Source organism: Pigmentiphaga sp. (genome assembly GCF_019689535.1).
In the GTDB taxonomy this organism is placed as follows: domain Bacteria; phylum Pseudomonadota; class Gammaproteobacteria; order Burkholderiales; family Burkholderiaceae_B; genus Pigmentiphaga.
Map to the genome: position 1 here is coordinate 1 of NZ_JADGHH010000171.1, position 7,646 is coordinate 7,646.

Consider the following 7,646-nt stretch of genomic DNA (forward strand, 5'->3'; position numbering starts at 1 on the left):
GCCGTAGACCACGCCAAACGATGTTCCCGACAACGCGACGCCCACGCAGAACCCGGCCGATAGCGTGAAGGCCAAGGGCGTCGCCGCCTTCGACATCAGCAAAAGCCCGGCGCCATAGCACAGCAATCCGCCGACCATGACGCGCCGGGACCCGAAACGATCGGCGATCATGCCGGTAAATGGCTGGCTAATGCCCCAGACCAGGTTTTGGATGGCGATGGCAAGACCGAACGCTTCCCGTGACCAACCGTGATCCATGGTAATCGGAATGAGAAAAATTCCCTGCGCATGGCGCACGCCGAGGGCTAGCCCCATGATCAGGCCGCCGCCGACCACGATGGGCCAGAGACGTCTTGCGCTGCTCCTGCCCGGAAGTTCCGACCCCATCATTCCCCCTTTGCGTTTCGCATTCCGCTTCGACATACGTTCCTGGCGATTCCCATCCGGATTAAACTCAGCCGATAGGGCGTCATCAAACGAAATCTCCGTCGCATTCGCATGAGAAAAAGGAATGTCACGCTCGCTCGTTCGCCTTCCTTCCCTCGACCTGATACGCGGCTTTGTGGCGGTCGGCCGCCGCATGAGCATCACTTTGGCCGCCCGGGATCTCTGTCTCACCCAATCAGCGGTAAGCCGGCAGATTCACGGACTGGAAACGGCCTTGGGCTGCAAGCTGCTGGTCCGCGGGCACCGGTCGATCGCCTTTACGCCCGAAGGGGAGCGACTGTTCCGTAGTGCCGATAGCGCCGTTCAGCAGTTGCAGAATTCGTCTCTTTGACGAAGCCGTGGCACCGGTAGCCAACCCACTGCTCGGCCTGACGGGAATCAGCGAGGCAGACTGCCTGAAGAGGCAAGTCTTGCTGGAATTCGATGGGCCATACCGGCCCTGGCTTCAATGGGGCGAATGGCTGGCAAGCCAGGGATGGGAAGGGGTGCGACCCAAGGCTATTCTTCGCTTCAATCAATACGATCAGCTCATTTATGCCGCCATGGCCGGCCATGGTATCGCGCTCGGAAGGTTGCCGCTGTTGTCGCCCATGTTGGCCGATGGCCGCCTGCGGGTTCTTGGCACCCCGAAACCCGGTCCCGGGACGAGCCACTACGCTTACTGGTTAATCCAGGCCGAGAGAGAACCGAGACCAGAAGTTCTCGAAGTCATGCGCTGGATCCAAGCAGAAGCCGCCACGCCAACCAAGAGCCTCGCGCCTCAGGGGCATGCTGATGCCAACTGGAAGAGCTTGCCAGCCTGATGGCAGGAAGGATAAAGCGCGCCCCGGGAACGTTCTTCGGCATCTCCAATTTTTGCGTCAACCTCACGACCTTGCTGCCGGGACAGCGTCCTCGTTACGGCACGTCCATTCCAAACCTTCCGGTTCTCAATCCTCCACGGCTTCAACAGCCGTAGACGTCCCCTCCTGTGGGGCCATCGGAACGAATGCATCGCAATAAAAGCGATCCGAGGCCAGTCCCCGCTCGGCCACGAAGCTCTGCCGCGCCGCGCTAATCATCGCTGGCGACCCGCAGGCATAGACCTCGCAATCTGCCAGCGAAGCGAAATCGTCCAGCACCGCCTGGTGGACGAACCCCTCGCGACCTTGCCAGCCGCTGCCCTCGGGGCAGTCGGACAACACAGGAACGAAACGGAACCAGTCATGCTTGCCGGCCCACTTGCGCGGCAATTCCGCCATGTACAAGTCTTCCTCCCGGCGCGCGCCCCAGTACAGCGTCATGGGCCGCTCGAGCTTGCGCTTAATGGCATCCTCCACCATGGATTTGATGGGAGCGAAACCCGTACCGCTGGCGACCAGCACCGCCTGCTGGCTCGAGTCGCGCAGGTAAAAGTCGCCGAAAGGCAGGGATACGTCCAGGACCTGTCCGACCTGTACCGCATCCATCAGGTAGGTCGAGAACTTGCCGCCGGGCACATGGCGGATGTGCAACTCCACGCCGTCGTTATGCTGGGGTGGGTTGGCCATCGAAAAATGCCGTATCGTGCCATCTGCCATCCGTACGTGCAGGTACTGGCCCGCCTTGAAGCGCACCCGGGTGCCAGCCGGAAAGCGCAGCTGCAGCACCGTCACGTCGGGGGCGGCTCGGGTCATGCGATAGACCTTGGCCGCTACCGTCTTGCTGGCGGCCGGATCGCGGCGCTCGATGTCGCGCACGGCCACGTCCAGGTCAGAACAGGGCCGGGCCTGGCACAGCAGGACTGCGCCCTCGCGCCTCTCATCTTCACCGAGCACCCCTTCTCCCGAGCCCCCCCGGGTTTCGCCCGCCACGATCTTGCCCCGGCAGCTACCGCAAATGCCAGTACGGCAGGAATACGGGATCTCGTAGCCTGCGGCCAACGCGCCGTCCAGCACGCTCTGCCCGGCATCGCAAGTGAATTCGATGTCTCGCTGGTCGATGCGTATGGTGTATTGCATGGATTCCATCCCGGCCCTGCCGGGTCGATAGAACTAGAGGCCCGCCAGCAGGCGCACGGTGCGCAGCACGGCGGATGCGTCGGCCGTGCCCCGGCCCGCGATGTCGAAGGCGCAACCGTGCCCCACGCTGCTGAAACAGACGCCTCCGCCCACGGACAGCGCACTGGCTTGCCGCGGACTCAGCAGCTTGACCGGAATGTGGCCCTGGTCGTGGAACATGGCGAGATAGACGTCGTGGCGGCGCTGCGCCAGCATCAGGTCGGCGCCCTGCGGGCCGTCCACGTCCAGCCCCATTGCGCGCAGGCGCGCCACGGCTGGTTCGGTAATCGCCTGGTCCTCGTCGCCGAACAGGCCATTCTCGCCCGCGTGCGGATTAATGCCGAAGACGCCCAGCCGCGGCCGGTGGATGCCGATCATGCGCGCGCCCTCGATGGTGGCCAACGCCGCATCCACGACCAGTTGGGTATCCAGCCTGCCCAACGCCGTCCGCACAGATTCGTGCAAGGTCACATGGCCGATCTTCAGCTCCGGAGAGACCAGTACCAGGAAGACCCTGTCGGGCGAGGCGCCGGTCAACTGCGCGATCAGGCCCGGGTAGCCCGAGAATGGAATACCCGCCCGTGCCACGGAAGTTTCCGAATGCGGACAGCCGACCACGGCGTCGACCGCACCGGACCGCGCCAGCCGCACCGCCTCGCGCACATAGGCCACCATGGCGGCGCCCGCCGCGGCGCGTACTTCGCCCGGAACGTATTCCGATGGCGGTAATGCCGCCACGTTGGCCCACAGCAATTGATCCGGATGACGCTGGACACCCGGCACGAACGCGGTGAGCGACATGCCGGGGGCATGGCAGACCAGCAGCTCTTGCAATACGAACCCGTCGCCCACCAGCACGCAGTCGACCGGCTCGTCCCGCAGGGCGAAAGCCGCCTTGACGGCGATCTCCGGGCCGATGCCATTGGCATCGCCCAGTGCGATCGCGATGCGCTTGCGGCCGGCCGTCATAAAGGTATCGCCAGCAGGGTATCGATGTTCTGGCTATCGCAGACCACGATGCGCTCGGCGAACTTCAACTGCCCGTCGACACCTTCCACCACGCGGTCCAAATAGCGCCCGGAAGCGAACACCTCGGTCTGGCCGTCGCGCATGATGCGCACCACCAGGAACGGAGTCTCCACCCGCGCCGCACCATCTTCGGTGCCCAGCACGCAAGGCAGCCCCACGATGTGGCGGTAGCGGTGGCGTTCATAGACATTGGCCTCGCGCAGTGCCGAAACCCGGTCCTGCAGCATGGCGCGCGTGTCGGCATAAATCATGCCCGCCTGCATGCCGGCAGCGTAGTTATCCGCGGTAGTGACCACGTACAGGCAGCGCTCCTCGAAAAATGCCGGCCATGCCTCGACTTCGTCGTTGTCGATGCAGCGTACATAGGCGGCATTGAGATTGCCTAGCCGTTCTTGCGAAAACTCCGCCATGCTTCAGATCTCCATGTAGCCGCGATAGGCGTTCCAGAACCCGCGCACCGACGCTTCCGTGGTGCGATTGTCTTGCGTTTCGATGCCGTCGCCGCCCATCTCGAGCACTGCCTGCTCATGATCGGCACCCATGATGCCGCGCTGCACGAAGCCGCCCACCGCACCGTCCTCCATGGAGACGAAGCCGGCCGGACCGGTCAGGTTGGACTGCTTCAGGCGCATGCGCCGCAGCTCCGGCGTGTCGTCTGCGAATCCGAGATACGTCCAGTTCAGCACGGTCTTGTCTATGCCCGCCGGCAGGATCTGGCGAACCGCGATCGTGTTCTGGATCTGCGCCAATACAAAGCCGGGGAATACCGATAGGATCTGCAGGGTCACGCCGTCGCCGAACTCATCGCAGCCGTCCAGCATGCTCGGGTCGGCCAGCGCGTAGCCCTCCTTGTTGGAACGCAGTTTCTCCGTGCTGTACTCGGTGTTGGGCTGCGGCTGGTGCGAGAGCTTGGAATAGCTGACGTGGTGGGCACCGGTCTCGCTCACGATCACGCCGCCCTTCTGCGACAGCCGGTTGATATTGAAGGTGGTGAAGAACACGTGCAGCAAGCTGGCATGGTAGGAGTCCTTGACGTTCTCCATGTACAGCTTCCAGTTGTTCGGAATGGTCTGCTTGAAACGACCGATGATTTCCACCGGCTTGCACAGCACGCGCTCGATGCGCTCTAGGATTTCGTCGCCGAGGTACTCTTCGATGGGCGGCACGTCCTCGTCCAGGCTGCCGAACACCAAGCCGGCCACGCTGGCGGTACGCAACTTGCGCGGGTGATGCTCCTCCATCCGGAACCCCGGGGGCATGCCGCCCTTTCCGTTCACGCCCTGCTGGAACGCCACTCCCCGCAGGTTACCCTGCAGGTCGTAGCGCCACGCATGGTAGACACAGGCGAAATCACGCGTCTTGCCGCCGTCATCGATCGCGATCAAGGCACCGCGGTGGGCGCAGCGATTCTCGAAGGCCTGTAATTCGCCTTCCTCGTCCCGCGTGACGATGACCGGCATCTCGCCGACGAAGGTGGTGCGGTATGCCCCCGGTTCGGCAATCTCCGCCTCCAGGCACAAGTAGTTCCAGGTCGGTCCCTGGAACACCCGCTTTTGCTCGGCATCGTAGACATCCCGGTCGCGATAGAGCCAATAAGGCACCCGGGTCAAGCCGTCCTCCCAGGTCCGCCGGGGGTCGTGAGTCTCGCTGTGGCTCATGGACTTCCTTGTTGTTGCAAAAATCAGTTAATGGTGACCTTGGCCGTGTCGATGGCCTTCTTCCACTTGATGCGCTCGGCCTTCATGAAATCGGCCATCTGCGCTGGCGTGTCGCCACCCACCTCCGCGCCTTGCTCGATGAACTTCTGCTTGACGTCGGGCATCTGCAGGACTTGGGCAATGGAGGCATTGAGCTTGTTCACCACGTCGTCTGGCGTGCCCGCCGGCGCGACCACGCCGAACCAGGAGCTGACGTCGAAGCCGGAGAGACCGGATTCGGCCAGGGTGGGTGTCTTGGGCAAGAGCGGGCTGCGCTGCGCGCTGGTGACGGCCAGGATGCGGACCTTGCCCGCCTCGTGCTGGCGAAAGGTCGAGCTGATGTTGTCGAAGAACGCATCGACCTGGCCGCCCATCAGGTCGGCGAGCGCCGGTGCGGTTCCCCCATAGGGAACGAACACGAAGTTCAGGTTCGCCTGGGAAGCGACCAGTGCGCCCGTCAGGTGCGACGTGGTGCCGTTGCCCTGCGTGGCCACGGTCACCTGGCCATTGTTCTTGCGCGCGTAGTCGATGAACTCCTGGGCTGATTTCACGGGCAGATCGTTCTTCACCGCAAGCACGTTCGGCACGCGCGCCAGCACGGCTACGGGCGCGAAGCGCTCGGGATCGAACTGCAGGCTCTTGTACAGGTATTGATTAATGACCAGCGGCGCGGGGGGCGTCGACACCAACGTATACCCGTCCGGCGCGGCCTTGGCCACGAGGGCGGCACCGATGTTGCCGCCGGCGCCTGGCCGGTTCTCGATGATGACGGGCTGCCCCCACATCGCACTGAGCTTCTCGCCGATGATCCGGGGCAACACGTCGGCCGTGCCGCCTGCCGAGTACGGAACCACGATGCGCACGGGACGGTTCGGGAATTCACCCGATTCAGCGTGTGCCACGCCACAGAAAACCGCCCATGCCGCTAACGCGGCACAGGCCATCGATGTAGTTTGTCTCATCCTTGATCCCTCCTCTATGGGAAATGCGAACGGAACGCCGTTTCTCATCCGAACATAAAGTCGCAAAGCGAAGATTAGTTCGCATATGAACACACATCAACAAAAACGGCTATAATGTTCGCAAAACGAACGCTCGCGATTTTCTTATCCCATGATCACGACCCCGCGCGATACCCGTACCAAGGAAGACAAGGAATACGTCGCCGGCCTGGAAAAAGGCCTGGCCATCATCGAGGCGTTCGGCATTCGCTCGGGCCCGCTCACGCTGAGCGAGGCCGCCGAGATCACGGGCCATCCGCGCGCCACGGCCCGCCGCTCGCTCTTGACGCTGCAACGGCTCGGCTACGTGGAAAGCGATGGCCGGAATTTCCGGTTGACGCCGCGGGCGCTCCGGCTAGGGCACGCCTATGTCACGTCCAGCCCCCTGCCCAAGCTGGCGCAGCCGGTGCTGGAGACCATCAGCGAGCGAACCAAGGAATCGAGCTCGCTGGCGGTGCTCGATGGCGGTGAAGTGGTGTTCGTCGCGCGTGCCGCCACGCGCCGCAGCCTGTCGCATGGCCTGGGCATGGGGTCTCGCCTACCCGCGCACTGCGCCGCGACGGGCCGGGTATTGATGGCGGCGCTTGGCGCGGACGACCTCAAGCAATTGCTGGGCAGGATGCCGCGCCGCGCGCTCACGCCCCGAACTCGCACCGAGATCCCGGAACTACTTGCACTACTGGATGAAGCACGGCGCCTGGGCTATGCCACCAGCGACGAGGAACTTGAAATAGGCGTACGCTCCATCGCCATCCCGGTCTACGACCAAGCGGGCCGCACCGTGGCAGCAATGAGCCTGGTGGCATCGGTCAATCGCTACACGCTGGACCAAATGGTGGAAGTCCTGCTGCCGGAATTGCTGGGCGGCCGACGCATGCTGAGCGCGATGCTTTAGATCTCGACGCACGACCGATGGCGGCGACGCACTGCACAGCCGCTTGCCAAGAGCCCGCCTGCAAGCCCCCGCGAAGAAGTTGGCGCTGGGTTTGGGAAACCAGGGGAAAAAGGATTAACCGGGTCTGATGAATGGTCATCCCCCGTTTATGGGGTAGAGCCGCCAGACGAGTCCTGCACGCCACTTTGCGCCTGCCTGGCATGCGCAGAACAGCGCCGGATCCCGCGTCGTGTGGCGGACTGCAGAAATGAAAATGCCCAGCTGCAAGAGCTGGGCATGGAATCTGGTGGCCTGGGGCGGAATCGAACCACCGACACGCGGATTTTCAATCCGCTGCTCTACCAACTGAGCTACCAGGCCCACGTTACAACGAGCGCTGCAACGAAGAACTTCACGGGTTTGCGTAAAGCATGTCCCGTAAAGAACGCGGATTATTACATATTTTTCCCCGTCTTGGCAAAGCCCACGGGCGAGCAGGCATCCGGACGGGCGTCGCCCCCGGGGCGCCCCACCCCTGGCCGACCCCTTATAATGTCGAGTGGTCCTTCTCATCCAGGGC

Annotated in this window: 7 protein-coding genes, 1 tRNA gene and 1 pseudogene; 2 read left to right on the plus strand and 7 right to left on the minus strand. The window is 63.3% G+C overall.

Translation table 11 applies throughout. The features are described from left to right. Positions 1–390, minus strand: a 390-nt coding sequence (locus IRZ12_RS13755) for an MFS transporter (RefSeq protein WP_296469448.1), incomplete at its 3' end; no start/stop codon positions are given. 121 nt (positions 391–511) lie between these two features. On the opposite strand from IRZ12_RS13755, the pseudogene IRZ12_RS13760 reads away from it, so the two are divergent. Then, positions 512–1,250: pseudogene (locus IRZ12_RS13760) on the plus strand (LysR family transcriptional regulator). Positions 1,251–1,376: 126 nt separating this feature from the next. Here the strand turns inward: IRZ12_RS13760 and IRZ12_RS13765 are convergent. The 5 genes from IRZ12_RS13765 to IRZ12_RS13785 are packed head-to-tail and all read right to left on the minus strand — an operon-like array spanning position 1,377 to position 6,153. Continuing rightward, on the minus strand, positions 1,377–2,435 hold the full coding sequence (locus IRZ12_RS13765; RefSeq protein WP_296469449.1) for a 2Fe-2S iron-sulfur cluster-binding protein: 1,059 nt from the start codon (positions 2,433–2,435) through the stop codon (positions 1,377–1,379). A gap of 24 nt (positions 2,436–2,459) precedes the next feature. Then, on the minus strand, positions 2,460–3,434 hold the full coding sequence (locus tag IRZ12_RS13770; protein WP_296469451.1) for a PdxA family protein: 975 nt from the start codon (positions 3,432–3,434) through the stop codon (positions 2,460–2,462). Continuing rightward, positions 3,431–3,904: an aromatic-ring-hydroxylating dioxygenase subunit beta gene (locus IRZ12_RS13775; protein WP_296469453.1), complete on the minus strand. Its 474-nt coding sequence runs from the start codon at positions 3,902–3,904 to the stop codon at positions 3,431–3,433. The genes IRZ12_RS13770 and IRZ12_RS13775 overlap by 4 nt, the downstream gene beginning before the upstream one ends. A 3-nt stretch (positions 3,905–3,907) precedes the next feature. Further along, positions 3,908–5,152, minus strand: coding sequence for an aromatic ring-hydroxylating dioxygenase subunit alpha (locus IRZ12_RS13780; RefSeq protein ID WP_296469456.1), 1,245 nt, complete (start codon positions 5,150–5,152; stop codon positions 3,908–3,910). Positions 5,153–5,175: 23 nt separating this feature from the next. Further along, the gene (locus tag IRZ12_RS13785; protein WP_296469458.1) at positions 5,176–6,153 is read right to left on the minus strand and encodes a tripartite tricarboxylate transporter substrate binding protein; all 978 of its coding nucleotides are present in this window, start codon (positions 6,151–6,153) and stop codon (positions 5,176–5,178) included. A 151-nt stretch (positions 6,154–6,304) separates the two neighbouring features. On the opposite strand from IRZ12_RS13785, the gene IRZ12_RS13790 reads away from it, so the two are divergent. After that, positions 6,305–7,087, plus strand: a complete 783-nt coding sequence (locus IRZ12_RS13790) for an IclR family transcriptional regulator C-terminal domain-containing protein (RefSeq protein WP_296469460.1) — start codon at positions 6,305–6,307, stop codon at positions 7,085–7,087. 284 nt (positions 7,088–7,371) lie between these two features. On the opposite strand, the gene IRZ12_RS13795 is transcribed toward IRZ12_RS13790, so the two are convergent. Further along, positions 7,372–7,447 (minus strand) — tRNA-Phe (locus IRZ12_RS13795). Between the last annotated feature and the right edge of the window lie 199 nt (positions 7,448–7,646).

Coding starts and splice junctions, on each gene's coding strand:
- IRZ12_RS13765 (WP_296469449.1), bottom strand. CDS start 2,435: ATGGAATCCATGCAATACACCATACGCATCGACCAGCGAGACATCGAA.
- IRZ12_RS13770 (WP_296469451.1), bottom strand. CDS start 3,434: ATGACGGCCGGCCGCAAGCGCATCGCGATCGCACTGGGCGATGCCAAT.
- IRZ12_RS13775 (WP_296469453.1), bottom strand. CDS start 3,904: ATGGCGGAGTTTTCGCAAGAACGGCTAGGCAATCTCAATGCCGCCTAT.
- IRZ12_RS13780 (WP_296469456.1), bottom strand. CDS start 5,152: ATGAGCCACAGCGAGACTCACGACCCCCGGCGGACCTGGGAGGACGGC.
- IRZ12_RS13785 (WP_296469458.1), bottom strand. CDS start 6,153: ATGAGACAAACTACATCGATGGCCTGTGCCGCGTTAGCGGCATGGGCG.
- IRZ12_RS13790 (WP_296469460.1), top strand. CDS start 6,305: ATGATCACGACCCCGCGCGATACCCGTACCAAGGAAGACAAGGAATAC.